The sequence below is a fragment of the Oleiphilus sp. HI0061 genome (assembly GCF_001635675.1).
In genome coordinates this window covers 1-1,252 of the sequence record NZ_LWFE01001754.1, presented here as the reverse complement: position 1 = coordinate 1,252, position 1,252 = coordinate 1, and the positions used below count along the sequence as shown (strand labels likewise).

Sequence of the window (1,252 nt, the reverse complement as noted above, 5' to 3'; positions counted from 1 at the left end):
ACATAGGCCATCGTTCTACGAGTCTGATACTGCGTTTTAAATTTTTTATAGCCAAGCGGGTCAATCGACGAAAAGGCGCGTGCGGGCTCGGAAACAACAATAGCGGGGCTCAACACCGCAACAGTCGATATCGGTTCACTTGCATAACACGCCATACTAGAAAGCAAGGAAAAACTAAACAAACACAAAACAAATGCAATCTTCATCCTTTTTTTCATCACGACACCTCGAAACGAAAGTCGCCAACAAGATGAACAGGGCCTTGGTTCTGACCAATTCCTGGCTTGCTAATACAGTGCAGCTGTAGGTATAAATAGCGCTGATCTGCGCTCCTTTGCACGATATGCTGACTATAAGAGTCGTACTGAAGCAAGTTATTCCCGGAATATTCCGGACGCAATCTGCTCTGAGTGATATAAACGTCTATCTCCATCTGTGAACTTGAAAACGATAAANTTCGCGTCAACGATTCATTATCTTCTTCGGCAATTACTTCGAGGTTCAGCAAGTCATCGATTAACTTGAAGCCTTCTGAGTATGACTTTTTGAGCTCAACATGACTATCTCGTCTAGAATCAATAAAGCTTTTTATTTGCTTCGCAGCTTGAAGCTGAAACTGATTTAGTTCATGACTGCTTTGTTGAAACGCCACTCTGGAAGACTGAGATTTAAAGCTTAGGTAACTGCTTTGCATCATCGTTGTTGAGAGTATTGTGAGGATCGCCAGCAACATTAATGACAAGACTAATGTAGCTCCGTATTGTTGCATGGCTCTTATTGGATAGGTCTTTGATTTTAGGTGCATATTGCCTCCTTGCTCATCACCGCTGTTATTAACTAAGTATTCTTCAAACTAAATTCTGACTGAAACTTTTTGAATTTATACCTCCGTTCATGCTCTTCTGGCTCGAACTCAAAACCTGTACCCAGTTTGAATTCTCTTTCCGGATTCTCATTCGAACTTGCCGATAGCTTGCTTTTGAATAAAGCGAAAACACGTACCGACAATACATCATTCCAGCTGAAAACGTTATCGGCAGTAAGATAGCGCTCCACCTTGCCATCACCACTTAGATCGAGCCCATATTCAAATTGCATTTGCGCCACACCATTAACCAAGCGCTGTTTGATAAAGCGGTTGCCGATCAGGGTATAACGACTTAAGCCGATACCTGAGACATCACAAAGCTCTTCATCTTTGCAATACTCCAGATAGTACATATCGATACTCAACAAGCTATTAACAACAAAA

General features: G+C 41.8%; 3 protein-coding genes. All 3 read right to left on the bottom strand.

Going from position 1 to position 1,252, the window contains the following annotated elements; all coding sequences use genetic code 11:
- Nucleotides 1–218, bottom strand: a 218-nt coding sequence (locus tag A3735_RS26860) for a hypothetical protein (protein ID WP_156499954.1), incomplete at its 3' end; no start/stop codon positions are given.
- Nucleotides 218–805: a PilX N-terminal domain-containing pilus assembly protein gene (locus A3735_RS32735; RefSeq protein WP_068638986.1), complete on the bottom strand. Its 588-nt coding sequence runs from the start codon at nt 803–805 to the stop codon at nt 218–220. The genes A3735_RS26860 and A3735_RS32735, both read right to left, overlap by 1 nt.
- A gap of 32 nt (nt 806–837) precedes the next feature.
- Nucleotides 838–1,252: PilW family protein (locus A3735_RS26850; RefSeq protein ID WP_197486077.1), on the bottom strand; the 415-nt coding region annotated here is incomplete at its 5' end.